This window comes from uncultured Plantibacter sp. (assembly GCF_963518075.1).
Classification (GTDB): Bacteria; Actinomycetota; Actinomycetes; order Actinomycetales; family Microbacteriaceae; genus Plantibacter; species Plantibacter flavus_A.
This window is the reverse complement of the sequence record NZ_CAUQHZ010000014.1, coordinates 13,243-37,194: the sequence shown is the minus strand read 5'-3', so window position 1 is coordinate 37,194 and position 23,952 is coordinate 13,243. Positions and strand designations below refer to the sequence as shown.

Below are 23,952 nucleotides of genomic sequence, written 5' to 3'. Positions count from 1 at the left end.
GGTCGACCTCCACCCAGCAACCGAGATCAGCAAGGACGCAGATCATGTCGAACCCCATCACCCCGTCGTCGGCCGAGCCCGTCGTGACCGCCTCCGACCCGATCCCCGCGCCGGTGAACCGCATCCCGACGCCGACCGCCACCCCGCCGGACATCCTCCGCTGTGCGTACATGGAGATCGTCGTCACGGATCTCGCCGCGAGCCGGAAGTTCTACGTCGACGTGCTCGACCTCGTGGTCACGGAGGAGGATGAGCACACCGTCTACTTGCGGAGCTTCGAGGAGTTCATCCACCACAACCTCGTGCTGCGGCAGGGGCCGGTGGCGGCGGTCGCGGCGTTCAGCTACCGGGTGCGGAGTCCTGAGGACCTCGACCGCGCGGTCGCCTTCTACACGGAGCTCGGGTGCCGGGTGGAGCGTCGTGCCGAGGGGTATGTGCAGGGCATCGGCGACTCGGTGCGCGTCGAGGATCCGCTCGGGTTCCCCGTCGAGTTCTTCTACGACGTGGAGCACGTCGAGCGGTTGGCGTGGCGCTACGACCTGTACACGCCGGGCGCGCTCGTGCGGCTCGACCACTTCAACCAGGTGACGCCGGACGTGCCGCGGGCGGTCGCGTACATGGAGGACCTCGGGTTCCGGGTCACGGAGGACATCCAGGACGAGGCCGGGACGACGTACGCGGCGTGGATGCGGCGGAAACCGACCGTCCACGACACCGCGATGACGGGCGGTGACGGACCGCGCATGCACCACGTGGCGTTCGCGACGCATGAGAAGCACAACATCATCGCGATCTGCGACAAGCTCGGCGCGCTGCGGATGTCGGACGTCATCGAGCGCGGCCCCGGCCGACACGGCGTCTCGAACGCGTTCTACCTGTACATCCGCGACCCCGACGGCCACCGGATCGAGATCTACACCCAGGACTACTACACGGGCGACCCCGACAACCCGGTGGTCACGTGGGACGTGCACGACAACCAGCGGCGCGACTGGTGGGGCAATGCCGTCGTGCCGAGTTGGTACACGGACGCGTCGCTCGTGCTCGACCTCGACGGCGAGCCGAAGCCCGTGGTCTCCAGGACCGACGACTCCGAACTCGAGGTCACGATCGGCGCCGACGGCTTCTCCTACACCCGCAAGGGCGACGAGGCGCAGGGCTTCAAGCTCGGCAACACCCTCTAGGCCTCGGTTCATTCGCCCATCTTTGGGCGACCCAGTACTCGCTCGCCCAAAGATGGGCGAATGAACCGGGCTAGGGGGAACCTCCCGAATCACCCCTGCACTGGGGGCAACACCACTCTCGGAAGTCGGTCGCTCGACTGCCATGCTCAGATCGTGACCACATCAGAACCGCTGGGGGGCGGCTCACAGCAGCCCGACCCCGCATACGCACAACAGCCGACCGCGCCCTACACGAACCCGTACGCACCGACGGCCCAGTACACCGACACCACGGCACCGCCGCCTTACGGCCAGCAGCCATACGGTCAGCAGCCGCAGCAGACACCGCCGCGATCGACCTCGGCCGGGCTCGCGATCGCGGCCCTGATCGTCGGTATCGTCGCGTTCCTCATGGGCCTCATCCCCGTCGCCGGCGCGCTCGTCGGTATCGCGGCGATCGTCCTGGCGGTGCTCGCACTGCAGAAGCGACAGTCCAAGGGACTCGCGGTCACCGGTCTCATCCTCGGAGCCGTCGCGACCATCGCATCATTCGGCTCCCTCGTCGGAATCGGTGCGGCGGTGAACAGTGTGTCCGATGACAAGCCTGCCGCGATCGTGGAGTCCTCGGCGCCGGCCGAAGAAGCAGCCAAGCCGGTCGAGACGACTGCTCCCGTCGCCGAGACTCCGGTTCCCGCAGCTCCTGCTGCACCCGCGGTGCCCGTCGAGTACCAGTCCGCGCTGATCAAGGCGAAGAGCTACTCGGACCTCATGCACATGAGCAAGGCCGGCATCTACGACCAGCTGACCTCCGAATACGGCGAACAGTTCTCACCAGAGGCGGGCCAGTACGCCGTCGACAACCTGCAGGCCGACTACAACGCGAACGCGCTCGCGAAGGCGAAGTCCTACCAGGAGACCATGTCGATGTCGCCCGAAGCGATCCGCGATCAGCTGACCAGCGAGTACGGAGAGAAGTTCAGGCCCGAAGAGGCCGACTACGCGATCCTGCACCTCAATGACTGACCTGAGGTGAGGCAGATCGTCGCACGCTCACCTCTCTGACGACGATCTGCCTCACTTCGCGGGCTCGATGCACTGCCACTTCCCTATGCTGGCTGGATGATGAGCCCGGTCGGCTACACCTCCTTCGCCGGATCCGCACCCGACGGCGTGTGGGGTCAGGTCACGCAGCTGTTCGTCGCGGCGTTCACCGCCGAGCCGTACAACGAGGACGCGATCGATCTCGCGACCATCCGGCAGTGGGGCCCGGAGCATCTCGGGCACCGCGGCGGGCGCCTCGTGATCGCCACGGTCGACAGCCGGATCGTGGGCTTCGCGCTCGCCCACGGCCTCGACGCCGACCCCGCCTGGCTCGGCATCCTGGCGCAACTGGCCGGCTCCAGCAGCACGGCTTCGACTGCGATCGCGCATCCGGCGGACGCCGTCGTCGTCCACGAGCTCGCCGTCTCGGAGGAACAGCGCGGACGTGGGATCGCCCGCGGGTGCCTGGCTGAAGTCTTGCAGGAGCGCACCGAGTCGACGACCTTCATCGGCGTCTACGAGCGCGCGACCGACGCCGCGTCGATGTACCACCGCTGGGGGCTCAGCGAACTCGGTCGCGTACCGATGCCTGGCGACGCGATCGCCCTCCGCGTCCTGTCCGCACCCACGACCTCGCTGGTTTCGCGCCTGCGGTCCGACGACCCGGCGTCGGCGCGGATGACCCGGCGGACGCTCTGGCTCAGCTCCTGGGAGTGGGATTGTTGCGGCGGGCCGTTGGAAACCGGCCAACGGGCGACCTTCTCCGTCTGGCCCGTCGACGACGGCCAGCGGACCTGGCTGACCGAGGAGATCGGGGCGGATCTGACGGCGCGGATCGACGGTGTCGAGATGCACCACGAAGAGGACGCCGCACCGGAGCGGCTGACGGGCAGGCTGGCGAAGCTGTCGAGGGTGTCGATACCCTCGCGCCGCGTCCACACCAAGCGACCACCGTTGCCGCTTGGAGCTCTGCCCACGGCGAGGCGCCTCGTTGGGCCACCAGGCAGCGGCGTGTACATCGGCGTAGCGGTCTCCGACGACGTCACCCATCATGAGACCGTCCCCGGCCCGCCCGTCGTCGAGGAGACACCGCGGATCCCGCTCACGCGCGGGATCGATCACCCCGACGCCCAAGCAGCGGCAGAGGCAGCGGCGGCAGCGGCACGCGCAGCGGCGCGGGCGGCGGAAGCTGCCGCTCGAGCGGCGCAGACGACCGGCCCGCCACCACCCGGCGAGGTCGAACCCCGACTGGTCGGCTATCTCGTCGAACTCGAACTGGACGTCGACTGAGCAGGATCTTCGCGACTCAGCCCGCTCGGCGCAGGCCCCGGAGCGTCGCGGCGATGAGCCGTTCCGCCCGCTCCGGGGTCATCCGGTCCGACTGCTCCGCCGCTCGCGCGACCGCGATGCCGTCGAGCACTGCGAGCAGGAGTGCCGCATCGTCCGCGACCAAGCCGTCGTCAGGGAACGCTGCGACGAGCAGCCGCAGGAGGACCTCCTCGGTGCGGGCCCAGTCGACGGCGTGGATCGCTCGCACCTCGGTCTCGGTGCTCGCCCGCGCGGCGAAGGCGACCCAGACGATCCCATCGGTCAGGTCGTCGCCCTCGATGCAGGCGATCTCACGACAGAAGATCCGAAGTCGCTCTTCCTCGGACGCCTGGGCCTCGAGTCGCGCCGCCACGCGCCGACGGAACCGCTCGTTGACCTCGGTCATCGCCGCGACGACCAGTCGGTCCTTCGTCGGGAAGTGATGCTGGACCGCGCCGACGGAGACCCCGGCCTCGCTCGCGACCGTGCGGATGGTCAGGGCGTCGGCTCCGCGCGACGCCATGATGCGCAGCAGTGCATCGAGGATCCGATCCCTGTTCGTGTCCTGCTCGGTCATCGCCTCCGCTTTCGCCATCGCCCACTCGACAGGGTACGGTCATCTCATGACCAATACGAGCGTATTGCCACCATCGCGTCCGAGCAACCGACGGATCGCCGCACTCGACGTCGTCCGCGGACTCGCCATCCTCGGCACGCTCGGCACCAACATCTGGCTGTTCTCGCACCCTTGGGGCATGGTCGGCATGCTCTCGGCCCCGGTGACGCCGGAGACCGGCCCCGCGGCGGGCACGATCCAGCTCGCCCTCTCGGCACTCACGCAGGGCAAGTTCCTCGCTCTGCTGACCCTGATGTTCGGCGCCGGACTCGCGATCCAGCACGCCGCGGCACGCCGACGCGAGCAGCGCTGGCCGGGCCGGTACCTGTGGCGCGCCACCCTGCTCCTCATCGACGGCGCCGTGAACTACGTCCTCATCGCGGAGTTCGACGTCCTCATGGGCTATGCGGTCACCGGCGCCATCGTCGCCTGGCTCCTGCTCACGAGGCCCCGCGCGCAGCGCGCCATGATCGCCGTCTTCGGGGCGCTGCACGTCCTCCTCATCACCGCGATCGTCGCGTTCATCGCCACGACGCCGACGATGTCGGGCGACCTCCCGCTCCCCGCCGGACCGAGCCCGTACGCCACTGACTCGTTCCTCGGCCTGGCGGCCTTCCGACTCGAGAACGTGGGGGTCTTCCGCGCGGAGCCCGTGCTGATCGGGTTCCTCACGCTCGCGATGTTCCTCGCCGGCGCACACCTCTTCCAAGCCGGCGTCTTCGGGGAGACCGGCGGTCGACTCCGACGCCGCCTGATGATCGTCGGTACCTGCGCGCTGCCGGTCGACCTCGCCCTCGGTGTCTGGGGCGGCACCGCAGGACTCCTCGCGGAACGCTACCTGGCCGCGCCGCTCGTGGCGCTCGGCATCCTCGGCGCCACCGTCGAACTCTGTCGTCGCTTCGGTACCGATGGCTGGATCGCCGTACGCCTGCGCGAACTCGGGAAGGTCGCGCTCAGCGCCTACCTCCTGCAGAATCTCCTCGGCGGCGCGCTCTTCTACGGCTGGGGATTGGGCCTCGCCGAACACACGACGGCCTGGCGTGTCCCGATCACCGTGGCTGCGTTCGTCGTCATCGCCGCGCTCGTGACCGGCTTCGCCCACCTCTGGCTCCGACGGTTCGCGCTCGGCCCCGTCGAATCGCTCTGGAAACACGGTGCGGAGCTCGGGTCGAAGCGGCCGGAGGGCCGACCCTCGCTACGGTGAGACCATGACCACCGTGCACCTGACCGGCCAGTTGATCTGCGCGACACCGACCGACGTGGCGGTCGTCGAGACCCATCTGCCGGAGCATATCGCTCTCACCCGCGCCGAACCGGGGTGTGTGTCGTTCGAGGTGACGCCGACGGACGAGCCGCTCGTCTGGGACGTCGCCGAGGTCTTCGAGGACGACGAGTCGTTCGCAGCACACCAGGCCCGCGTCGCGTCCAGCGAGTGGGGGCGTGCGACCGCGGGCATCGAACGCCGCTACCAGGTGACCCGATCGCCAGCAGGCCAGGCCGTCTTGGACGTCGGCGACGACGACCTCGCGGACCTCCGCCGCAGACTCCACGACATGCGCTGGCCCGACCGGTGGCCGACCGCCGGTTGGGAGGCCGGCACCGACCAGGACAAGCTGCGGCGGCTCGTCACCTACTGGGCGGACGACTTCGACTGGGCGGCGCAGCAGCGGGACATCAACGCCCTGCCGTGGCACCGCGCCGAGATCGGCGGGGCCGCGATCACCTACCTCCGGTTCGACGCCGAGGCCCCGGGCGGCATCCCCGTCGTCCTCACGAACGGATGGCCGAGCACCGCCCTCGAACTGGTCGGACTCGCCAGGCGCCTCGCGACACCGTCCCGGTACGGCGGAGACCCGGCGAGCGCCTTCACCGTCATCGTGCCCGCACTGCCCGGACTGCCGTTCTCACCGCAACGGCCGAGCTTCGGCGACCAGACGCACGAGCTGTGGCACACGCTCATGCACGACCACCTCGGCTTCGCCCGGTACGCCGCGCACGGAGGCGATCTCGGATCCGGAATCACCTCTCGGCTCGCGCAGGCGCATCCCGAGGCGGTCGCCGGCATCCACCTCCTCGCGGTCGCTGCACCGCGCGAGGTCGACGCTGAGACGCTCACGGAGGAGGAGCGGGCGCATCTCGCCCGGGTCGATGCCTGGGACGCCGAGGAGGGTGCGTATGAGCATCAGCACCACACCCGTCCGCTCACGCTCGCTCCCGCGCTGTCCGACTCCCCCGTCGGCCTGCTCTCATGGATCCTCGAGAAGCATCGGGCCTGGAGCGATTGCGGCGGCGACGTCTCGTCCCGGTTCAGCGACGAGTACCTCGCGACGCTCGCCTCCGTCTACTGGTTCACGAACGCGATCGGCACCTCGCTCCGCCCGTACTACGAGTCCGCGACCGGGATCACGACGCGTGTCGACCGGGTCGAGGTGCCGACCGCGGTCGCGCTCTTCCCGCACGACCTGGCGAGTCCGCCGCGCAGCTGGGCCGAGCGGAGCTACGACGTGCGGCGGTTCACGACGATGCCCCGAGGCGGCCATTTCGCGCCGCACGAGGAGCCCGAGCTCCTCGCGGACGACATCCGGGCGTTCCTGACGACGCTGTGACGCCGGGAACGCTCGGGACGGATGCTGCGACTGCTCAGAGTTCGCGCTTGCGGTACAGCGGCACGGCGACGAGGACGCCGACGACGATCCCGGTGGCGCCGAGCGCGAGTCCGAGGCCGACTGCGAGCGGGAGCGGAACACCGGTGGCGGCCTCTTGCGCGCCGTCCAGCACGCCGATCGCCTGCGCGAGCCAGGCGAGGCCTGCGATCGCCAGCGCAGGGGCGTAGCTGATCAGTCGGCCGCGCGTGTATCCGATCCGGAACAGGACCGGCAACTGGATGCTGGCCGACAGCCCGACGAAGGCGACCGCGACGGCCTGGATCACGAGCAGGAGGCCCCAGTCGAGTGAGGCGCCGCGCACGCCGGCCATGAGCACGGTCACGGCGAAGGCGATCGCCGAAGCGAGCAGGGCGAAGACGACGATGGAGCCGGCCCGTCCCACCACGACGGTGGACCGCGAGACGGGGAGGATGCCGTAGAGCGTGTCGAGGCGTCCGCGCTCGTCGCCGAGGAACGGCGCGGCGATCATGAGCGAGGTGACGATCGCCGCGCCCATGATCGCCATGCCGGGCACGGGGAGCAGGATCCCGACGACGGCGACGAAGCCGAGCAGGAGGAGCGTCTGCCGCCGCGGCAGCCAGGAGGTCAGGTCGAAGCGGATGAATGAGCCGATCATGCGGAAGCCTTCCCGTGTGCTGCTGCCAGGTGGATGACGATGTCGTCGACGCTCGCCGGGTCGATCACGGTCTCCGGTCCGAACTCCGCCATCTGCGTCGTCCGGATGAGCGCGGACCACTGCTCCCCGCGCCGCTCGAGCCCGAGCACCTCGCCGGTCGGCGGCGCTCCCGCGCCCCGCACCATCGCGAACTCGTCGACGGTGTCGGCGAACCGTCCGTCATAGGCGACCCGGCCGTTCACGAGCACGAGCAGGTCGTCGGCGAGCTCGTCGAGATCCGTCGTGATGTGTGTCGAGAAGAGCACCGCGTGCTCGGGGTCGACCATGAACTCACGGATCAGGTCCCCGATCTCGCGCCGGGAAGCCGGGTCGAGGCCGCTGGACGGCTCGTCGAGGATGAGGAGTTCCGGCTGCTGCGCGAGTGCGGTCGACAGCGACAGCTTCACGCCCTGCCCCCGGGACAGCTCGCTGACCCGCTGCTCGCGGGGCACCCCGAGGCGGTCGAGCAACGACTCGAACCGCTGCTGATCCCATTCCGGATAGAACGGGCTGAGCCGTCGGCCGATCGATGCGACACGCCACTCCGGAGCCGCGGTCGGCTGGTCGAGGACGACGCCGATGCGTGCGAGCGCACTCGGGGAACCGGCCGGCTGCCCCAGCACCTCGATGTCGCCGGCGTCGGGGGTCAGCAGGCCCAGTAGGGCACGGATGGTGGTCGTCTTGCCGGCCCCGTTGGGTCCGACGAGGCCGGTCACGGTGCCGCGTTCGACCGCGAAGGAGACGTCGTCGACGGCGAATGATCGCCGCTGGACGCGCAATCCGTCGATGCGAAGGATCTTGTCAGTCATCGGTACTCCACCTCTGTTCGAGTCGTGTCTGGATGTCGGTCCTACTGAGACGCGCATGCCGAGCCGCGATGACGAGCTCGCTGATGACCTCGTCGACCCGCGACTGCAGGAGGGTGCTCGCCGTCTCGGGGTCGACGTCGAGGACGACGAACCCGCGTCCGTGCTCACTCCGCACCAAGCCCTCGGCGACGAGATCGTTGTAGGCCCGGGTGACGGTGATGACGCTCACCCGGAGATCCGCCGCGAACTGCCGCAGGGACGGAAGCGTCTGCCCGACGGGGATCTCCCCGGCGAGGATCGACGCACGCAACTGGGTCTCGATCTGTTCGTAGATCGGTGTTCCCGAACTGTTCGAGATCACGACGCCCATGGCACCTCCATCTGTTTATAAACACCATAACAGTTGGCATGCGGAACCGCGAGGCCCGCCTCTCCATCCCGACGGCGAAGCGTGCCGCGTGCTCGCTACGGTGGAGCCATGAGCACCGTCCGAGACGCCTACACCCGACGGTCCACCGAGTACGCGAAGCTGCTGGGCACGATGGCCTCGGTGCATCCGTCGGACCGGCAGCTCGTGACCTCCTGGGCCGACCGGATCGCCGGTCCCGCACTGGACGCCGGCTGTGGCCCGGGACAGTGGACGGCGTACCTCGCCTCGCGCGGCCTCGACATCCGCGGCATCGACCTGGTCCCCGAGTTCATCGCGCATGCCCGCGTCGAGCACCCGGAGACCCGGTTCGACCTCGGCAGCCTCGACACCCTCGACGCTGAGACCGGCTCGGTGGGCGGCGTCCTCGCCTGGTACTCGCTGATCCACCACCGTCCCGACACGATCGAGACACCGCTCGCGGAATTCGCTCGCGTGCTCCGGCCGGGAGGTGGACTCCTCATCGGCTGCTTCGAGGGGCCATCGGTCGAAGCGTTCGACCATGCCGTGGCGACGGCCTATCGCTGGCCGATCGCGGAGCTGGCCGAGCACGTGCGCCGAGCGGGCTTCGAGGTCATCGAGACGCACACCAGGACGAGCCTCGATCAACGACCGCACGGAGCGATCCTGGCCAGGCGAGCCGACCCGGTGAGGTGAGGCGGTTCGTCACCCGGCCCGCGGCTGAGCGACGAACCGCCGCATCTCACCGCCGCTGCAGTTCCAGCGTACGCCGCGCACCGGGGCTTGCCGCAAGACCCCCTCCGGCCTCCAGAATGGGTGGCCGCGGTCGCCTCCGACCACGAGAACGGGGTCCTCATGCATGACGTCATCATCAGCGGTGGTGGACCGACCGGCATGATGCTGGCAGCCGAAGTCCGGCTCCACGGCGTCGATGTCCTCGTCATCGAACGGGACGCCGAGCCGAGCCCTGCCGTACGGTCGTTGGGCCTCCACCCGCGGACCATCGAGATCCTCGACCAGCGCGGCATCCTCGACCGGTTCCTCGCCGAGGGCACGCAGCACCCGGGCGCCACCGGTCACTTCGCCGGCATCGTCCCGCCGCGACCCGTGCCGCTCGACACCGCGCACGACTACGTCCTCGGTCTCCGGCAGCCGGTCACCGATCGACTACTGACCGAGCGCGCGGTCGAGCTCGGTGCAGAGCTGCGTCGCGGGAGCGGACTCGTCGGCCTCGAACAGGACGACGACGGGGTCACCGTCGAGCTGGACGAGGGTGAGCGCCTGCGGGCACGGTGGCTCGTCGGGTGCGACGGCGGGCGGAGCACCGTTCGGAAGATCCTCGGCATCGGCTTCCCCGGCGAGTCCGCGCAGACCGAGTGGATCCTCGGGGAGATCCAGGTCACCCTCCCGGCCGACGAGGTCACCGCCATCGCCGACGAGGTCCGGAAGACGCACCGTGGCTTCGGCATCGGGCCGGTGTCCGACGGCTTCTTTCGCGCGGTGGCGCCCGCCGACGCCCCCGCCGACGAACGCCTGGCGACTCCCACGATCGAGGAGTTCCGGGCCCGGCTCGAACGCTTCGCCGGGACCGACTTCGGCGCACACTCCCCACGCTGGCTGTCGCGCTTCACCGATGCGACGAGACTCGCTGAGCGCTACCGGGTCGGCCGGGTGCTCATCGCCGGCGACGCCGCCCACGTGCACCCGCCCCTCGGCGGGCAGGGCCTCAACCTCGGGATCCAGGACGCGTTCAACCTCGGATGGAAACTGGCAGCCGAGCTCGCCGGCTGGGCACCGGCCGACCTCCTCGACACCTACGCGACGGAGCGCCGCCCGGTCGCCGACGACGTCCTCACGCTCACCCGCGCGCAGAGCGTCCTCCTGTCCCCCGACCCCGGCCCGCAGGCGGTGCGTCGGCTGTTCTCGGAGCTCATGCGGTTCGACGACGTGGCCCGTTTCCTGGGCGAGCGGATCGCGTCCACCGGCATCCGATACGACGTCGGAGGTCCCGGTACAACGGTGGACAGCGGCTCGGACGAGGGGTCGCTGCTGGGTCGACGGCTCCACGACCTCCCCCTGGCCGACGGCAGGGGCCTGTTCACGCTCCTGCACGAGGGTCGCGGACTCCTGCTCGACCGGACCGGGACCCACAACGTCACCGGCTGGGCGGACCGCGTCGACCGGGTCGCCACCACGACCCCGGGGCTCTCGGCCACGGCGGTGCTTCTGCGCCCCGACGGACACGTGGTCTGGCTGGGCGACGGGCGGGAGCCGCTCGAGCCGGCCCTCCGGCGCTGGTTCGGTGAACCGACGCGGTGAGGTGAGGCGGTTCGTCGCCCGGCCCGAGGCTGAGCGACGATCCGCCGCATCTCAGCGAGCGCTCAGTCGTGGTCGATGGAGGCGACCGCGTCGGCCACCTGCGACTTCCCCTCGGCCACACGGTCGTCGTCGTCGGTGACGATTCCGATCGTCTCCTCGATGCGCCCCTGCACAGCCTGGATGACCGCCTTCGGCTGCGGTGCCTCCGGCTCGGAGTCGTCGCTCCCGTCCGAGTCCTCGGGGTAGACCCGGAGCCGGTCGTCGTCACCGTCCGCCACCGTGCGTCTGGCGTGGTCGACGCAGAGTTTGGCGACCTCCTCCGCGTGCGCGTACATGACGGAGTGCGCTGCGCCGGGGATCTCCCAGAGGCGCGAGGAGGGCAGGAGTTCTCCGACCCGTTCCACCCACTCGCGCGGTGCGACGGCGTCGTACTCGCCGCGGATCACGAGCGTGTGCGCCTGCACCTTCGGCAGGGCCTCCTCGATCGGATACCTGAGCATCTGGGGCAGAACCCGAGAGAACCACTTGAAGCCGCAGAAGACGTAGGCGCTGACGGCGAGCACCTTCACCGTGAGCGGTTCGTGCCAGCTCGACTGCAGGAAGCGGACGGCCTGGGTGAGCACCCGGCGCTGACCGGGCACGACGACCGGGCCGATGAGGACGAGGGTGGACAGCTCAGGACGACGGGAGACGAGGTCGCTGACCACCTGGCTGCCCATCGAATGGCCGACGATGATCGGGTCCTTGAGATCGAGCTCGTCGATCACCCGGCCGACGAGGTCCGCGTACTCGCGGATCGAGAGCGTCGACGAGGGGTGCGGCACGCCGCCGAAGCCGGGGAGGTCGAGCGCGTGCACGGGACCGAACTCGTTGAGGTGCGGCGCCAGGCGTTCGAAGTAGGTGGAGGAGACACCGATGCCCGGGATGAGGATGAAGGAGCGGTCGCCGCTGGATCCCACGGAGTTGACCCGGACGTAGACGTCGCCGTCGTACACGCGATCGACCCGCACACTCCGCCTGCGACGCTTGCGTTCGATCCTCGACATGCCCCCAGCGTACAAGCGGGTGACGCCTGCACCGCCGGAGCTGTCAACCATGCGGGATTCGGATCGGCGATTGCGATGATGGAGGCAACCGGAGCGGCAGTCCCACGCTCCTCGAGAGGTGGCACCACCATGACCGTTCCCCGCGTCCTGATCTCCGGAGCCAGCATCGCCGGCCCCGGCCTGGCCTTCTGGCTGAACCGCTACGGCTGGGAGACGACGGTGATCGAGCGCGCGCCGGCGTTCCGCGACGGCGGCCAGAACATCGACGTGCGCGGCGCCGCTCGCGAGGTCCTGCGACGCGCTGGCCTCGAGGACGCGGCGCGCGAGGCGACCACCGGAGAACGCGGCACACGCTTCGTCGGCGACGCCGGTGAGACGATCGCCGAATTCCCGGTGTCGGACTCCGAGACCGACGGCGCGACCGCCGAGGTCGAGATCCTGCGCGGTGACCTGGCCCGCATCTTCATCGATGCGACGGACGACACCACCACCTACCGCTACGGCGACCACATCACGGCCCTCGACGACGACGGCGAACGGGTCCTCGTGTCCTTCGCGCATGGAGCGGACGAGGCGTTCGACCTCGTGATCGCGGCGGACGGCATCCGATCGTCGACCCGTGAGCTGGCCTTCCCCGGCGAGGCGGTGACCCGGTCCCTCGGGCTCGAGATGACGTACCTCACGATTCCGCGCGACGACGCCGACGTGCCGTGGTGGCAGTGGTACTCGGGCGTCGGCGGCCGCAGCGTCACGCTCCGACCCGACCGGCACGGCACCACTCGCGCGGTGTTGACGGAGGTCACATCCGACCGTGGTGACGGCGTCGTCCCCGCGCGCCGCGACCTCGACGCGCAGCGACGGCATCTCCGGAACCGGTTCGTCGGACTCCCCTGGCAGGCGAACCGGATCCTCGAGCACCTCGACGACAGCGACGACGTCTATTACGAGTCCATCGGCCAGGTCAGGACGCCCCGCTGGGCATCCGGACGGGTCGCGCTGCTCGGCGACGCGGCCTGGTGCGCGTCGCCCGTCAGCGGCATGGGGACGAGCCTGTCGATCGTCGGCGCCTACGTGCTGGCCGGAGAGCTGGCCGCGCACGTGCACCACCGGGACGCCTTCCGCGGGTACGAACGCATCATGCGCCCCTACGTCGAGCAGGCCCAGTCGCTGCCGCCGGGCACGCCGCAGCTCGCCAATCCGACCTCGAAGGCCGGCGTCGCCGCCTTCCGAACCGCGCTCCGCGTGGCCGGGTCGAAGCCGGCGAAGCTCGTCGGTGCGCAGTTGTTCTCCCCGCCGGCCGACAAGATCGACCTGCCCGAGTACGAACACCTGGCATGACCGGCGAGCCCAGGCCGATCGCCTCGGACGCACCGGCACTGTCCGGCCCGGTCGTCGCCGCGCAGGAATGGCGGGACCTGGCGTTCGTCCACTGGCGCGTCCCGGCGAGCGCGGTCGCGCCACTGCTCCCGCCCGGGGTGGTCCCCGACGTCTTCAACGGTTCCACCTGGGTCGGACTCATCGCCTTCCAGTTGGGCGACGCCCGCATCGGCCCACTGCCGCCGTCGCCCATCGGCGGTTCCTTCACCGAGGTGAACGTCCGGCTGTACGGGGTCGACACCGAGGGGCGTCGCGGCGTCGTGTTCCGGTCGCTCGAGGCGTCGAGCCTGCCGGCGGTCCTCGCGGCTCGCGCGATGTTCGGTCTGCCCTACCGGTGGGCGCGGACCGCGCAACGGCCGACGGACGACGGCTGGGAGTACGCGTCGCGGCGGATCACCACGTCGCCGACGACACGGGGTCCGGGCTTCCAGCTCGGCGTCGATGTCGACCGGACGACGACCGTCGACGACGAGCTGTCCCAGTTCCTGACGGCGCGGTGGGGGCTCTTCCAGAGCCGCTTCGGTCGGACGCAGTGGTTGCCGAACGAGCACGAACCCTGGGTCCTCCACCCGGCTCGCGTCACCTCGTTGCGCGACGAGCTCTGCGCAGCGGCGGGCCTCCCGGGTGTCGTCGAGCACGAGCCCGACTCGGTCCTCTTCAGCCCCGGCGTGACCGCCCGGTTCGGTATCGGCTCGTTCCTCGCCCGCTAGTGCCGGATCAGTCCGCTGCAGCGACCGCGGCGAGCACCACGGGGTCCTCGCAGCCGCGCGCGAAGCCTCGGATCCGGCGGTCGATGTCGCGCTGCAGGACGATCGCACCGATGCGCTCGGCGATCGGTGCCAGCCACCGCGGCTTGCACGTGAAGTTGTAGCGCCAGACGGCGAGGGTGCGCTGGTCGTCGCCGTCCACCGGGCTGAAACGCCAGCCGCCAGCGAGCCGTTCGAAGAACCATGAGCCCTTCGTCATCTTCATGCCGACGTTGGTCGGCGGGTGGTACGAGACGTATTCGCTGACCATCCGAAACCCGAACCGCTGGACCGTGAAGGTGCGGACGCCCTTGGCGGGCTCCTTCGCGCCGTCGAGGAAGTGCTGCCGCCGGATGAACGGGTCCCAGCGCATCCGGGTGTCGCCCGTGGTCTGGGAGATCGCGAACGCGACGTCGGGCGGGACGGGCACGGTGCAGCGGGATTCCACGACGGGCATGCCCCATCCTGACACGGCCCCGAGGTGAGGCAGATGGTCACCCGGAACGCTGCCGGGCGACCAGTTACCTCACCTCAGCGGCGGAGCGTGGCGGGCAGCACCCGGTCGACGAGCTTGAGCAGCACGGCGAACACGATCGCGACGACGAGCACCATGAGCGCGTTCCGGACGGCACCGTCGAAGCCGAGCTGCGTCGCATCGAGGAAGGGGTAGGGGTACCAGCCGGTGATGCCGCCACGGATGAAGGTGAAGACCACCCAGGCGAGCGGCCAGAGGAACGCCCAGGCGACGGTGCTCCAGGTGAAGCGCGGACGCGGACCGAACACGAGCCAGGCACCGAGCGTGAGCCACGGCGAGAGGTAGTGGAACCCGATCGTGATGACGAGCGCCCACCCCGTGAGGTTCACCTGCGGCGCGAGGACCACCGCGTAGACGATGCCGGTGATGACGATGCTGAGCAGGGCGTCGAGCCGCGCCACCCGCCACAGCCGGCCGTCACGCAGGGGGTCGATCACCAACAGGACGGACACGGTGAGCACGATGAGGTTGCTGAGGATGGTGAACGCGCTGAAGATGCGTGCGAACCGGGTCGCGAGGTCGACGGACATGTCCACACCACCCGAGCGGGCGTCGGCGCCGCCGGTGATGACGAGGACGATCTGGATGACGAGCGAGATCGCGATGATCACGGCGATCAGGAGGTAGACCACACGGCTGGCGGTGACGACGGCCGCGGACGGCGCGACCTGCGTGGGATGGACGGTGGTGCTCACCCGCCAACCCTAGCCAGCCCGCCGCACCCCATCTCCCTCAAGCCCTGACACGTGCGCTTTCAGGCCAACAGCGGCAGTCGCCCGACGATCCGGTCCACACGGTTGCGCGGCCCGACCAGGGCGACGGCCATCGGGTTGAGTGCATCCGACACGGTGTCCCCAACCACCTCGAGGTACTCGTCGTAGACCCGGGTGAGCTGGCCCGCCTCCGGCATGTCGACGACGAGCACGCCGTCCGACCCCGCCGCTTTGGCCCGGATCGCCCCCAGTTGCGCAGCCGGTGCGGACAACACACTGCACCCCGCCCACGGCAGTCCGGGATGAGCCGAGCCGTCGGCGTCGACCGCGTCCGGTCCGAGGAGTCCCTGCACCCCGGCTCCGATCGCCGCTGCGACGCAGGCCGCCGCATTCACGGCACGACCGGCCGGAAGATCCTGTTGCACGACGACGACCCACTTCAGCCGGGCGGACCGCGTGGGCGCCGCCGTGTCGATCTCCTCCGGCGCGAAGCCGACGAATCGTTCTTCCGTCATGTCTCTCCCTGATGTCATACGCGAATCGATCCTCAGGCTACGTCGATCAGAAGGGAGCGCGGATCGCAGCCGTACATCGTTCGGTGCATCTGGCAGAATCGCCGCCATGGACGAACTTGATACGGCGATCCTGCGCGAACTCCAGCGCGACGCTCGGCGCACCAACCGCGACATCGCGGCCGCGGTCGGCGTCTCCCCCACCACCGCACTCGACCGGACACGCGGCCTGTACCGCCGCGGCGTCATCCGCGGCGCGCGACTCGACGTCGATCTGCCGTCGCTCGGTCGCTCCGTCCAAGCGCTCATCGCGATCCGGATCCGGCCGCCGTCGCGCGTCAACATCGACGCGTTCCGCAGCTGGGCGATCACCCTCCCGGAGACCATCGGCGTCTTCGTCGTCTCCGGGAACGAGGACTTCCTGCTCCAGGTCGCCGTCACCGACAACGACGCGCTCTACGCCTTCGTCATCGACAAGCTCACGGAGCGCGAGGAGGTCGCGGACGTCCGGACGAGCGTCGTCTACGAGCACGTGCGACCGCAGGTGGTGATGCCTGCGGAACCGGAGACCTGAACGATCAGCCGGTGTGCGCCTCGAGGAACCCGCGGACGTCGTCGATCTCGGCTTGGTGGATCCCGTGGGCGAGCCCCGGATAGGTGCGCTCGGTGAGCGTCGTGTGCTGCGGCAACCAGGCGGCGGTCCGCGCGACGGCCGGCGCGGCGATGACCCGGTCCTCGAGACCCCGTCCCCAGAACACCGCGGGCTTCGTCGCCGCCAGCACCTCGTCGCCGGGCTGTGGTGCACTCAGGACGAAGCCGGCGAGGATCACCGGCGCCACGACCCGCTCGGGTCGGGTGCGCAGCAGCTGCGAAGCCATGAAGCCACCCTGCGAGAAACCGATGGGCACGATGCGCGCCTCGGCCGACACGTGTTCGTCGATCCAGCCCCAGACGGCGTCCGTTGCGCGGGCGATCGGCTCCGGGTCCGGGTTGCCCGGCGTCGTGATCTCGAACCAGGCCGCCCCGCCGTGTCCCATCTCGAGCGGCGCGCGCAGCGACACCCAGGGCATGCCGAGCGCGAGGGGCCCGACGAGGCCGGTGAGGTCGTGCTCGTTCGAGCCGTAGCCGTGCAGGAGCACCGCGACGGCGGGAGCCGCAGCGGCAGTCTCGGCCCAGTCGGCGGAACGGACGTCGCGCAGTGCGGTGGTCATCGGGACAGCAGCTCCTCGGTCGACAGGTCGGGCAGCGCCACGGTCACGCGGGTCCCCCACGGGTCGGAGACGGTCACGGAACGACCGTCCGCGTCGAAGGGGATCGTGCGGGTGCGCAGCCTCGCGGCCAGCGTATCGAGGTTCGCGAGGTCGGGGACGGTGATCGACACGTCGCCGAGGCCGAGGGCGGCCGCGCGGGGACCGGCGCCCTGGCTGTTCCAGACGTTCATCGCGATGTGGTGGTGGTACCCGCCGGCGGAGGCGAAGATCGCGCCGGGGTACTCGGTCTGCGTCGTCTCGAATCCGAGGGCGTCGACATAGAAGGCTCGGGCGGTCTGTAGGTCGCCGACCTGCAGGTGCACGTGCCCGACCGCGCCGGCCAACGACGGCCCGGCGCCGAGGGCGTCCTCCGTGAGGTGCCGCTGCAGGTAGGCGTTCGGGTCGAGGTACGTGGTGGTCATGGCGATCTGGTCCCCCGAGCGCACCCAGCTGCTGCGCGGGCGGTCCGTGTACAGCTCCACGCCGTTCCCCTCCGGGTCGGTGAAGTAGAACGCCTCGCTCACGAAGTGGTCGCTCGACCCGACGAACTGTCCGCGGGGATCCTGCGCGGCCCGATAGACCGTCGCCGAGAGACTCGACTCGTCCTCGAACAGGAACGCCGTGTGGAACAGGCCGGCCTGCCGCCGGTCGACGGCCGGCAGATCCGGCGTGTGCACGAGTCGCACGAGCGGGGTGTCGCCACGACCGAGCACCCGGTGCACCTCGCGGGCACGGCTGCGCTCCTCGAGCGGCTCCATCGCGAAGGCGTTGGCGTAGTAACCGGACATGAGGTCGAGGTCGCCGACGCGGAGCGTGACCGCGCCCATCGACGTCTCCGGGGCGAGCAGACGCTCGTCGAGCACAGCGGACATTCGGTCTCCGATCGGGTGATGGGGTCGGTACAGGCTACCCCGTTTACTTGTAGATGTAACCAATTCAGGGTCGTCGTATTCCGCGATCGGCCGACACGCCTGTCAAGCCCTTGTCTCGCGCGCGCGAGGGGTGTGGGCTGGAGGACCACAACGAGAAGAGTGCTCACATGACCGATGCCAGCAGCGCGGCCGACCGCAGACGGAGTCGCCGCGGACTTCCTCCCATGAAGACCCTCCTCACCGACCTCCGCGAGGACGTCGTCCGCCTGGTCACCGGCGAGATCGCCCTGTTCAAGGCGGAGATGACGAAGAAGGCCAAGGACCTCGGGATCGGCGCGGGGATGCTCGTCGTCGCCCTGGTGCTCGTGCTCTTCGGCTTCGGGACGCTCATCGCGGCCGCCGTCCTCGGACTCGCCACCGTGCTCCCCGCCTGGCTCGCCGCCCTCATCGTCGGCGTCGTCCTCATCCTCGTCGCCGGGATCCTGGCGCTCGTCGGCGTCAAGAAGCTCAAGGCCGGCGCGAAGCCCGTTCCCGAGCGCAGTGTCGAAGCCCTCACCGGCGACCACCTCGCAGAGCACCAGCAGCACGACTCGAAGCACGACACCAAGGAGGCCGCAGCATGAGCGACCAGGATCTCGCCCGCCCCACTCCCCCCGAGGGCGCCGGGCTGAACACCCTGCAGCTCGACGTCGAGCAGACGCGTGAGCACCTCGCACAGACGCTCGACCTCCTCTTCCAGAAGTTCGACGTCCGCACCGCCGTGGCCTACCACCTGCGCACCACCGCCATCGTCGTCGCCTCGGTGGCGGTCGTCGGCGCCGGCGTCCTGCTGTGGCGTGCGAACCGAGGGCACCGTGTCTGAACCCACCAAGCAGCGCCAGGACCGCGTCGAGGCGAGCCAGCCCGACGATCCGAAGGACCGTCACGCGGATGACGCCGAGGAGACGATGCAGCCGCAGCGCGTCCCCGTGCCCTGGGGCTACGTCCTCAAGCGGACGCTGCACTCCTTCACCTCGAACCAGTGCACCGACCTCGCGGCAGGGCTCACCTACTTCGCGATCCTGTCGCTGTTCCCGGCCGTCCTCGCGCTCGTCTCGATCCTCGGCCTCTTCGGGCAGAGCCGGAGCGGCACCGACGCCCTGCTCGAGATCGTCGGCAACCTCGCACCGGGCGACAGCCTCGGCTTCCTGACCGACGCCGTGAACCAGTTCGTCGAGTCACCGGCGATCGGCTTCGCCCTCTTCGCCGGTATCGCCGGTGCCGTGTGGTCGGCATCCGGCTACGTGGGTGGTTTCGGTCGCGCGCTGAACCGCATGTACGGGGTCGAGGAGGGTCGCAAGATCTGGTCCCTGCGTCCGACGCAGCTCGGCGTGACCCTCGTCGTCCTCCTCGTCATCTCGGTGATCGCCCTCGCGCTCATCGTGTCCGGCCCGGTCGCGCAGGCCATCGGACAGGCGGTCGGTCTCGGTGAGACGGGCCTCACGGTCTGGTCGATCGCGAAGTGGCCGGTCATGGCCATCGCGCTCGTCTTCGTCATCGCCGTGCTGTACTCCGCGACGCCGAACATCAAGCCGGAGAAGTTCCGTTGGATCAGCATCGGTGCGCTCGCCGCTCTCCTGATCCTGCTCATCGCCTCGGTCGGGTTCGGCTTCTACATCGCCAACTTCAGCAACTACGACGCCACCTATGGCTCGCTCGCCGGCATCATCATCTTCCTGCTGTGGATCTGGATCGCGAACCTCGCACTGCTGTTCGGTGCCCAGCTCGACATCGAGATCCAGCGTGGCCGCCAGCTCGCCTCGGGTGTCGCCGCGGAACAGGAACTGCAGCTGCCGCTGCGCTCGGACGCCGCGATCAAGGCGCTCGCCGACCGCGACGCGAAGGACGCCCTCGAGGGCCGTCGTGTCCGACGAGCGGCAGACCGCCAGGACTGACCAGAACAGCCCGCGAACTGTCAGAAACGGCTAGTCGGATGGTGGTCCGACTAGCCGGAACTGACAGTTCGCGGGCTGCTGTGAGTTGGGACGGGGTTACGGCGTGGGCATACCGCCGTTGACGTTCAGGGTCTCACCGAGGACGTAGCTCGACTCAGCCGACGCGAGGAACACGTAGGCGGGCGCGAGCTCGGCAGGCTGGCCCATGCGGCCGAGCGGGGTGTCCTCGCCGAACTCGGCGATCTTGTCCTGCGGCTGACCGTCCGACACCTGGAGCGGCGTCCAGATCGGGCCGGGCGCGACCGCGTTGACGCGGATGCCCTTGGGTGCGAGCTGCTGCGCCAGCGCCTTCGTGAAGGCGTTGATGGTCGCCTTGGTCGACGCGTAGTCCACGAGGATGTCGGAGGGCGAGTACGCCTGGATCGAGGTCGTGTTGATGATCGACGAGCCGGCCGGCAGGTGCGGGAGGGCGGCCTTCGAGAGCCAGAACATCGCGTAGACGTTGGTCTTGAAGGTGTCGTCGAACTGCTCGTCCGTGAGGGTGGTGAGGTCCTCGTTGAACGTCTGCTTGCCGCCGTTGTTCACGAGGATGTCGAGTCCTCCGAGGCCCTCGACCGTCTGCGCGACGAGGTCACGGCAGTAGGACGGGTCGCGCAGGTCGCCCGGCAGGGTGAGGACGGTGACGCCGGCCTCGCGGACGATGCCGGCGATGCGCTGCGCGTCCTCTTCCTCCTCGGGGAGGTAGGACAGGGCCACGGAGGCACCTTCGCGGGCGAAGGCGATCGCCGTGGCCGCTCCGATGCCGGAGTCACCGCCGGTGATGAGCGCCTTGCGGCCGGTGAGACGGCCGCTGCCGCGGTAGCTCTCCTCGCCGAGGTCGGCCTTCGGGTCGAGCTTCGCGTCGAGGCCGGGCTCGGGCTGGTGCTGCTTCTCCGCGGAGATGTGAGCGTAGAGCTTCGCCGGGTCGGTGAAGGTGTACTGGTCGTCGGCCATGGTGATGGTCCTCTCGTTCAGTGGGTGTTCGGCGTGGATCGGATCGTGGCCGAGTGGTTGTAACGCTACGGAACGCGACCGGTGTGACCCCGGGGCTTGCGTTCTCGGAGGCTGCCGGGTATCCGCGCAGGGACCGCCCTTCGACAAGCTCAGGGACCGGGGTGCAGACTCAGGGTGCAGACTCAGGGACCGGTGACTTCACTCCTCCCCGGTGAGCTCCTTGATCGTGAGGGCCGCGTTGATGAGCGCGAGGTGACTCAACGCCTGCGGCAGGTTGCCCCAGTGCGCACCGTCGGCGGGATCGATCATCTCGGCGAGGATTCCGACGTCGTTGGTCATGCCGACGAGTTCGTCCATGGCCGCGATCGCCTCGTCATGACGGCCGACGCAGGCGAGCGCGGACGCCCGCCAGAACGCGCAGGCGACGAAGGTGTACTCCTCCTGCTGCACGCCCGAGTACCGGTAGAGCAGGGCCCCCTCGCCGAGTTCGTCCGTGAGCGCGTCGATCGTCGACGACATGCGGTCACCACGGTCGAATCCGCTCATCGCATGCAGCAGCACCGAGGCGTCGAGATCGTCGCTCCCGGGGAACATCACGTACGCGCCGCGCTCCTCGTTCCATCCGTGCTCGTCGATCCATTCCCGGATCCGGGTCTGCTCGGCGCGCCAGCGATCGGCACTGCCGGCGACCTGCCCGAGCTCCGCCAGGTGCACCGCATCGCCGAGGGCCTGCCAGCAGCCCATCTTCGACGAGACGTAGTGCTCCTCCTGCGGCAGCTCCCACATGCCTGCATCGCGATTCCGCCACAGGTCGCAGGTGCGGTCGGCGACCTCGGCGAGGAGACGACCGGTCTCCACGTCGAGGACGTTGCCGGCGTCGACGTAGGTGCGGCAGATCGCGAAGAGGTCGCCGTAGACGCCGAGCTGCAACTGCCCCTGGGCGGGGTTCCCACTCACCACCGGTCCGATACCGCGCCAGCCGGCGACGTCGTGCTCGACGACCCCGTCGGGCACACCGCCCTCGAGTCCGTAGAAGATGTGCAGCTCCGGCCCGTTCTCGCGGATGGTGCGCAGCAGCCACGACACGGCGGCGTGCGTCTCCTCGCGGAGACCGAAGCGGACGAGCGCATGCGCGGTGTACGCGAGGTCGCGCACCCAGGCGAAGCGGTAGTCCCAGTTCTTGGCCCCGCGCGGGTTCTCCGGCAGTGACGTCGTGGCGGCGGCGGCGATGGCCCCGGTGGGGCTGAAGATGAGCAGTTTCAGGGCGAGCGCGCTGCGCTGCACCTGATTCGCCCACGGTCCCTCGTAGGAGAACGCCCGGGACCAGGCCCGCCAGTTGTCGATCGTGCGGTCGATGCCCACGTCGACGTTGGCAGGCACGGGCAAATGGATCGGCTCGCCGTGGGTGGCGACGACGATCAGGAGATGCCGGGAGTCCTCGCTGGTCGTGAACTGGCCCGAGAGCTCCGTCGGCATCGATCCATCGACCTCGACCTCGTTCGGCCCGTACTCGTCGCCGACCACCGCGATCGTCGTCGCGCCCGACCGGATGATGGGGCCCCGTGTGCTGTCCTCGATCCAGGGCGAGGCCGTCCCCAGCGCGGTCCCGGGCCGGACGCGCCAGGTGAACTCGACGCTGCCTGAGACGCCGTCGATCCGGCGTGCGAGTTCGGCCCAGGGCAGGCGGCCCGCGATACCCGTGACGAGTGCGTCCGTGATCGTCGCGCGCCCGTGCTCGGTCGTGAAGGTCGTGCGCAACACGTTGGTGCCGGAGACGTAGCGTCTCGTGACGGTGTACTCGCCGACCGGCTCGAGCTCGATGCACCCGCCGGAGTCGTCGTCGAGCAGCCGGGCGAACACCGGCATGGAGCCGAGGTCGGGGATCGGCAGCCAGTCGACCTGGCCTCGGAGTCCGATGAGGGCGACGGTGCGGCCGTCCCCGATCGGTGCGTACGAACGGAGATCCTCGCCAGCTGCGGTCATGCGATTCACCCTACGAGCCGCGCCTCCGAATCGCCGGGGCTGGCGGCCCCGGCACGCGGCTGCTAGCACGGGACGCCCGGTGCCGGGCGGGCGTCAACCCCTGGAGGCGGATCACCCGGATCGGCTTGGGTGGACGGACCGCAACCGCAGCAGCACAGGGAGGAACACCATGAACCAGCCCGCTCAGCAGCAGCAGCCGCCCGGGACCGAGGGAGCGCTCACGCCGCAGGCCGATCACGGCGAGACCAGCTACCGGGGTTCGGGCAAGCTCGAGGGCAAGGTCGCCATCATCACCGGCGGCGACAGCGGCATCGGGAAGGCCGTCGCGATCGCCTACGCCCGCGAAGGGGCGGACGTCGTCGTCAGCTACCTCGACGAGGACGAGGACGCCGCGGACACGGTGCGCTGGGTCGAGGAGGCCGGCCGGAGCGCGCTCAGCATCGGCGGTGACCTGACGAGCCCGGAGCACTGCCGCGAGATCGTCCGCGCGACGGTGGAGCGCTTCGGCAAGGTCGACATCCTCGTGAGCAACGCCGCGTACCAGATGACCCGGGAGAGCCTGGCCGAGATCCCGGACGAGGAGTGGGACCACACGCTCGCGACGAACCTCAGTGCGTTCTTCCACCTGAGCAAGGCGGCGGTCCCGCACATGGCTCCGGGATCCTCGATCATCGCGACGAGCTCGGTGCAGGCCGACTCGCCGTCGCCGCAGCTCATGCCCTACGCCATGACCAAGGCGGGTCTCGCGAGTATGACCGCGTCGCTCGCGCAGCTGCTCGGCGGCGACGGGATCCGCGTGAACGCGGTCGCCCCCGGCCCGATCTGGACACCCCTGATCCCGTCGACGATGCCGCCCGAGACGGTCGAGTCGTTCGGGACGGACACCCCGCTCGGGCGTCCGGGACAGCCCGCCGAGGTCGCACCGCCCTACGTGCTGCTCGCCTCGGACGAGGGGAGCTACATCTCGGGCGCCGTCATCGCGGTGACCGGCGGCAAGCCGATCCTCTGAGGACCGGGCGCGCCGGG

26 protein-coding genes are annotated in these 23,952 nt (G+C 69.7%); 14 read left to right on the top strand and 12 right to left on the bottom strand.

Annotated elements, in window-relative coordinates; translation table 11 throughout:
* The first annotated feature begins 44 nt into the window (after nucleotides 1-44).
* From hpaD to RWN05_RS15225, 3 genes are all read left to right on the top strand, one after another.
* Nucleotides 45-1,184: a 3,4-dihydroxyphenylacetate 2,3-dioxygenase gene (gene hpaD / locus RWN05_RS15235; protein WP_314140173.1), complete on the top strand. Its 1,140-nt coding sequence runs from the start codon at nucleotides 45-47 to the stop codon at nucleotides 1,182-1,184.
* 153 nt (nucleotides 1,185-1,337) lie between these two features.
* Nucleotides 1,338-2,186 (top strand): Ltp family lipoprotein, encoded by an 849-nt coding sequence (locus RWN05_RS15230; RefSeq protein WP_314140172.1) that lies wholly within the window; start codon nucleotides 1,338-1,340, stop codon nucleotides 2,184-2,186.
* A gap of 96 nt (nucleotides 2,187-2,282) precedes the next feature.
* The gene (locus RWN05_RS15225) at nucleotides 2,283-3,494 is read left to right on the top strand and encodes a GNAT family N-acetyltransferase (RefSeq protein ID WP_314140170.1); all 1,212 of its coding nucleotides are present in this window, start codon (nucleotides 2,283-2,285) and stop codon (nucleotides 3,492-3,494) included.
* A gap of 16 nt (nucleotides 3,495-3,510) precedes the next feature.
* Here the strand turns inward: RWN05_RS15225 and RWN05_RS15220 are convergent, their stop codons facing one another.
* The gene (locus tag RWN05_RS15220; RefSeq protein WP_314140169.1) at nucleotides 3,511-4,089 is read right to left on the bottom strand and encodes a TetR/AcrR family transcriptional regulator; all 579 of its coding nucleotides are present in this window, start codon (nucleotides 4,087-4,089) and stop codon (nucleotides 3,511-3,513) included.
* 46 nt (nucleotides 4,090-4,135) lie between these two features.
* On the opposite strand from RWN05_RS15220, the gene RWN05_RS15215 reads away from it, so the two are divergent.
* Together RWN05_RS15215 and RWN05_RS15210 are read left to right on the top strand one after the other, a co-directional pair.
* Nucleotides 4,136-5,332, top strand: a complete 1,197-nt coding sequence (locus RWN05_RS15215; protein WP_314140168.1) for a DUF418 domain-containing protein — start codon at nucleotides 4,136-4,138, stop codon at nucleotides 5,330-5,332.
* Nucleotides 5,333-5,336: 4 nt separating this feature from the next.
* Complete coding sequence (locus RWN05_RS15210) at nucleotides 5,337-6,734, top strand: alpha/beta fold hydrolase (RefSeq protein WP_314140167.1); 1,398 nt, start codon at nucleotides 5,337-5,339, stop codon at nucleotides 6,732-6,734.
* Between the two features lie 34 nt (nucleotides 6,735-6,768).
* Here the strand turns inward: RWN05_RS15210 and RWN05_RS15205 are convergent, their stop codons facing one another.
* The 3 genes from RWN05_RS15205 to RWN05_RS15195 are packed head-to-tail and all read right to left on the bottom strand — an operon-like array spanning nucleotide 6,769 to nucleotide 8,628.
* Nucleotides 6,769-7,410, bottom strand: coding sequence for an ABC-2 transporter permease (locus tag RWN05_RS15205; RefSeq protein WP_314140165.1), 642 nt, complete (start codon nucleotides 7,408-7,410; stop codon nucleotides 6,769-6,771).
* Entirely contained in the window at nucleotides 7,407-8,258 is an 852-nt protein-coding gene (locus tag RWN05_RS15200; protein WP_314140164.1) for an ABC transporter ATP-binding protein, read from the bottom strand. The genes RWN05_RS15205 and RWN05_RS15200 overlap by 4 nt, the downstream gene beginning before the upstream one ends.
* Nucleotides 8,251-8,628, bottom strand: coding sequence for a GntR family transcriptional regulator (locus RWN05_RS15195; protein ID WP_064297095.1), 378 nt, complete (start codon nucleotides 8,626-8,628; stop codon nucleotides 8,251-8,253). Before RWN05_RS15195 ends, RWN05_RS15200 begins: the two co-directional genes overlap by 8 nt.
* A 108-nt stretch (nucleotides 8,629-8,736) precedes the next feature.
* Here RWN05_RS15195 and RWN05_RS15190 point away from each other — a divergent pair, with 108 nt between their 5' ends.
* Both RWN05_RS15190 and RWN05_RS15185 read left to right on the top strand, forming a co-directional pair.
* On the top strand, nucleotides 8,737-9,342 hold the full coding sequence (locus RWN05_RS15190; protein ID WP_314140163.1) for a class I SAM-dependent methyltransferase: 606 nt from the start codon (nucleotides 8,737-8,739) through the stop codon (nucleotides 9,340-9,342).
* A 159-nt stretch (nucleotides 9,343-9,501) separates the two neighbouring features.
* Complete coding sequence (locus RWN05_RS15185) at nucleotides 9,502-10,965, top strand: FAD-dependent monooxygenase (protein WP_314140162.1); 1,464 nt, start codon at nucleotides 9,502-9,504, stop codon at nucleotides 10,963-10,965.
* Between the two features lie 62 nt (nucleotides 10,966-11,027).
* Here RWN05_RS15185 and RWN05_RS15180 read toward each other — a convergent pair whose 3' ends face one another.
* A complete protein-coding gene (locus RWN05_RS15180; protein ID WP_314140161.1) occupies nucleotides 11,028-12,011 on the bottom strand; it encodes an alpha/beta fold hydrolase in 984 nt (327 codons plus the stop codon).
* A gap of 129 nt (nucleotides 12,012-12,140) precedes the next feature.
* Here RWN05_RS15180 and RWN05_RS15175 point away from each other — a divergent pair, with 129 nt between their 5' ends.
* Nucleotides 12,141-13,349: an FAD-dependent monooxygenase gene (locus RWN05_RS15175; protein ID WP_314140160.1), complete on the top strand. Its 1,209-nt coding sequence runs from the start codon at nucleotides 12,141-12,143 to the stop codon at nucleotides 13,347-13,349.
* On the top strand, nucleotides 13,346-14,098 hold the full coding sequence (locus RWN05_RS15170; protein ID WP_314140159.1) for a DUF2071 domain-containing protein: 753 nt from the start codon (nucleotides 13,346-13,348) through the stop codon (nucleotides 14,096-14,098). Before RWN05_RS15175 ends, RWN05_RS15170 begins: the two co-directional genes overlap by 4 nt.
* 7 nt (nucleotides 14,099-14,105) lie before the next feature.
* On the opposite strand, the gene RWN05_RS15165 is transcribed toward RWN05_RS15170, so the two are convergent.
* The 3 genes from RWN05_RS15165 to RWN05_RS15155 all read right to left on the bottom strand — a co-directional run bounded on the left by RWN05_RS15165 (nucleotide 14,106) and on the right by RWN05_RS15155 (nucleotide 15,897).
* The gene (locus tag RWN05_RS15165; RefSeq protein WP_121291379.1) at nucleotides 14,106-14,591 is read right to left on the bottom strand and encodes an SRPBCC family protein; all 486 of its coding nucleotides are present in this window, start codon (nucleotides 14,589-14,591) and stop codon (nucleotides 14,106-14,108) included.
* 74 nt (nucleotides 14,592-14,665) lie between these two features.
* Nucleotides 14,666-15,364: a Pr6Pr family membrane protein gene (locus RWN05_RS15160; protein ID WP_071261773.1), complete on the bottom strand. Its 699-nt coding sequence runs from the start codon at nucleotides 15,362-15,364 to the stop codon at nucleotides 14,666-14,668.
* Nucleotides 15,365-15,423: 59 nt separating this feature from the next.
* On the bottom strand, nucleotides 15,424-15,897 hold the full coding sequence (locus RWN05_RS15155) for a DUF2000 domain-containing protein (protein ID WP_314140158.1): 474 nt from the start codon (nucleotides 15,895-15,897) through the stop codon (nucleotides 15,424-15,426).
* Between the two features lie 106 nt (nucleotides 15,898-16,003).
* Between RWN05_RS15155 and RWN05_RS15150 the strand changes: the two genes are divergently transcribed.
* The gene (locus tag RWN05_RS15150) at nucleotides 16,004-16,468 is read left to right on the top strand and encodes an Lrp/AsnC family transcriptional regulator (RefSeq protein ID WP_121291375.1); all 465 of its coding nucleotides are present in this window, start codon (nucleotides 16,004-16,006) and stop codon (nucleotides 16,466-16,468) included.
* A 4-nt stretch (nucleotides 16,469-16,472) separates the two neighbouring features.
* On the opposite strand, the gene RWN05_RS15145 is transcribed toward RWN05_RS15150, so the two are convergent.
* Both RWN05_RS15145 and RWN05_RS15140 read right to left on the bottom strand, forming a co-directional pair.
* Nucleotides 16,473-17,105: an alpha/beta hydrolase gene (locus RWN05_RS15145; protein WP_121291373.1), complete on the bottom strand. Its 633-nt coding sequence runs from the start codon at nucleotides 17,103-17,105 to the stop codon at nucleotides 16,473-16,475.
* Entirely contained in the window at nucleotides 17,102-18,016 is a 915-nt protein-coding gene (locus RWN05_RS15140; protein WP_175117017.1) for a VOC family protein, read from the bottom strand. Before RWN05_RS15140 ends, RWN05_RS15145 begins: the two co-directional genes overlap by 4 nt.
* Before the next feature lie 167 nt (nucleotides 18,017-18,183).
* On the opposite strand from RWN05_RS15140, the gene RWN05_RS15135 reads away from it, so the two are divergent.
* From RWN05_RS15135 to RWN05_RS15125, 3 genes are read left to right on the top strand one after another with little or no spacing between them, the layout of a single operon-like run.
* Nucleotides 18,184-18,639 (top strand): phage holin family protein, encoded by a 456-nt coding sequence (locus RWN05_RS15135; RefSeq protein WP_071261765.1) that lies wholly within the window; start codon nucleotides 18,184-18,186, stop codon nucleotides 18,637-18,639.
* Nucleotides 18,636-18,878 (top strand): DUF3618 domain-containing protein, encoded by a 243-nt coding sequence (locus tag RWN05_RS15130; RefSeq protein WP_064297084.1) that lies wholly within the window; start codon nucleotides 18,636-18,638, stop codon nucleotides 18,876-18,878. The genes RWN05_RS15135 and RWN05_RS15130 overlap by 4 nt, the downstream gene beginning before the upstream one ends.
* Nucleotides 18,871-19,950 carry a YihY/virulence factor BrkB family protein gene (locus RWN05_RS15125; protein WP_314140156.1) on the top strand — a complete coding sequence of 360 codons (1,080 nt, stop codon included), beginning with the start codon at nucleotides 18,871-18,873 and terminating at the stop codon, nucleotides 19,948-19,950. The genes RWN05_RS15130 and RWN05_RS15125 overlap by 8 nt, the downstream gene beginning before the upstream one ends.
* 96 nt (nucleotides 19,951-20,046) lie before the next feature.
* Here the strand turns inward: RWN05_RS15125 and RWN05_RS15120 are convergent, their stop codons facing one another.
* Nucleotides 20,047-20,943: an SDR family oxidoreductase gene (locus RWN05_RS15120; RefSeq protein WP_121291367.1), complete on the bottom strand. Its 897-nt coding sequence runs from the start codon at nucleotides 20,941-20,943 to the stop codon at nucleotides 20,047-20,049.
* A 198-nt stretch (nucleotides 20,944-21,141) separates the two neighbouring features.
* The gene (locus RWN05_RS15115) at nucleotides 21,142-22,926 is read right to left on the bottom strand and encodes a glycoside hydrolase family 15 protein (RefSeq protein WP_314140155.1); all 1,785 of its coding nucleotides are present in this window, start codon (nucleotides 22,924-22,926) and stop codon (nucleotides 21,142-21,144) included.
* Between the two features lie 169 nt (nucleotides 22,927-23,095).
* Here RWN05_RS15115 and RWN05_RS15110 point away from each other — a divergent pair, with 169 nt between their 5' ends.
* Nucleotides 23,096-23,935, top strand: coding sequence for an SDR family oxidoreductase (locus tag RWN05_RS15110; protein ID WP_175117012.1), 840 nt, complete (start codon nucleotides 23,096-23,098; stop codon nucleotides 23,933-23,935).
* Nucleotides 23,936-23,952: the final 17 nt, after the last annotated feature.

What these genes read in the sequence shown, in the direction of transcription:
- RWN05_RS15130 (WP_064297084.1), top strand. Translation starts at nt 18,636, where the DNA reads ATGAGCGACCAGGATCTCGCCCGCCCCACTCCCCCCGAGGGCGCCGGG.
- RWN05_RS15225 (WP_314140170.1), top strand. Translation starts at nt 2,283, where the DNA reads ATGATGAGCCCGGTCGGCTACACCTCCTTCGCCGGATCCGCACCCGAC.
- RWN05_RS15135 (WP_071261765.1), top strand. Translation starts at nt 18,184, where the DNA reads ATGACCGATGCCAGCAGCGCGGCCGACCGCAGACGGAGTCGCCGCGGA.
- RWN05_RS15215 (WP_314140168.1), top strand. Translation starts at nt 4,136, where the DNA reads ATGACCAATACGAGCGTATTGCCACCATCGCGTCCGAGCAACCGACGG.
- RWN05_RS15220 (WP_314140169.1), bottom strand. Translation starts at nt 4,089, where the DNA reads ATGACCGAGCAGGACACGAACAGGGATCGGATCCTCGATGCACTGCTG.
- RWN05_RS15115 (WP_314140155.1), bottom strand. Translation starts at nt 22,926, where the DNA reads ATGACCGCAGCTGGCGAGGATCTCCGTTCGTACGCACCGATCGGGGAC.
- RWN05_RS15185 (WP_314140162.1), top strand. Translation starts at nt 9,502, where the DNA reads ATGCATGACGTCATCATCAGCGGTGGTGGACCGACCGGCATGATGCTG.
- RWN05_RS15180 (WP_314140161.1), bottom strand. Translation starts at nt 12,011, where the DNA reads ATGTCGAGGATCGAACGCAAGCGTCGCAGGCGGAGTGTGCGGGTCGAT.
- RWN05_RS15155 (WP_314140158.1), bottom strand. Translation starts at nt 15,897, where the DNA reads ATGACGGAAGAACGATTCGTCGGCTTCGCGCCGGAGGAGATCGACACG.
- RWN05_RS15145 (WP_121291373.1), bottom strand. Translation starts at nt 17,105, where the DNA reads ATGACCACCGCACTGCGCGACGTCCGTTCCGCCGACTGGGCCGAGACT.
- RWN05_RS15165 (WP_121291379.1), bottom strand. Translation starts at nt 14,591, where the DNA reads ATGCCCGTCGTGGAATCCCGCTGCACCGTGCCCGTCCCGCCCGACGTC.
- RWN05_RS15205 (WP_314140165.1), bottom strand. Translation starts at nt 7,410, where the DNA reads ATGATCGGCTCATTCATCCGCTTCGACCTGACCTCCTGGCTGCCGCGG.
- RWN05_RS15120 (WP_121291367.1), bottom strand. Translation starts at nt 20,943, where the DNA reads ATGGCCGACGACCAGTACACCTTCACCGACCCGGCGAAGCTCTACGCT.
- RWN05_RS15195 (WP_064297095.1), bottom strand. Translation starts at nt 8,628, where the DNA reads ATGGGCGTCGTGATCTCGAACAGTTCGGGAACACCGATCTACGAACAG.
- RWN05_RS15170 (WP_314140159.1), top strand. Translation starts at nt 13,346, where the DNA reads ATGACCGGCGAGCCCAGGCCGATCGCCTCGGACGCACCGGCACTGTCC.
- RWN05_RS15190 (WP_314140163.1), top strand. Translation starts at nt 8,737, where the DNA reads ATGAGCACCGTCCGAGACGCCTACACCCGACGGTCCACCGAGTACGCG.
- RWN05_RS15110 (WP_175117012.1), top strand. Translation starts at nt 23,096, where the DNA reads ATGAACCAGCCCGCTCAGCAGCAGCAGCCGCCCGGGACCGAGGGAGCG.
- RWN05_RS15150 (WP_121291375.1), top strand. Translation starts at nt 16,004, where the DNA reads ATGGACGAACTTGATACGGCGATCCTGCGCGAACTCCAGCGCGACGCT.
- RWN05_RS15140 (WP_175117017.1), bottom strand. Translation starts at nt 18,016, where the DNA reads ATGTCCGCTGTGCTCGACGAGCGTCTGCTCGCCCCGGAGACGTCGATG.
- RWN05_RS15210 (WP_314140167.1), top strand. Translation starts at nt 5,337, where the DNA reads ATGACCACCGTGCACCTGACCGGCCAGTTGATCTGCGCGACACCGACC.
- RWN05_RS15200 (WP_314140164.1), bottom strand. Translation starts at nt 8,258, where the DNA reads ATGACTGACAAGATCCTTCGCATCGACGGATTGCGCGTCCAGCGGCGA.
- hpaD (WP_314140173.1), top strand. Translation starts at nt 45, where the DNA reads ATGTCGAACCCCATCACCCCGTCGTCGGCCGAGCCCGTCGTGACCGCC.
- RWN05_RS15175 (WP_314140160.1), top strand. Translation starts at nt 12,141, where the DNA reads ATGACCGTTCCCCGCGTCCTGATCTCCGGAGCCAGCATCGCCGGCCCC.